Below are 214 nucleotides of genomic sequence, written 5' to 3' on the forward strand. Positions count from 1 at the left end.
GGTTTGGTGGGGTTGACCCGGGGATTTATGTATGCCGGTGCGCCGCGTTTGGTGGTGTCGTTATGGAGTGTGGACGACAAGGCAACGGCGGCGCTGATGTCGAAGTTTTATGAGAAGCTGCTCTCACAGGAGCTGACCCCGGCGGAAGCGTTGCGGGAGGCGCAGTTGGAGATGTGGCAACGTGAGGAGTGGAAATCGCCCTATTTTTGGGCGG

General features: G+C 58.9%; 1 protein-coding gene. It reads left to right on the forward strand.

The genetic code is table 11. The features are described 5' to 3' along the window. On the forward strand, nucleotides 1-214 hold a 214-nt coding region (locus AC0QH1_RS00285), incomplete at both ends, for a CHAT domain-containing protein (RefSeq protein ID WP_324628748.1).

It is taken from the genome of Phormidium sp. CCY1219 (assembly GCF_055795085.1).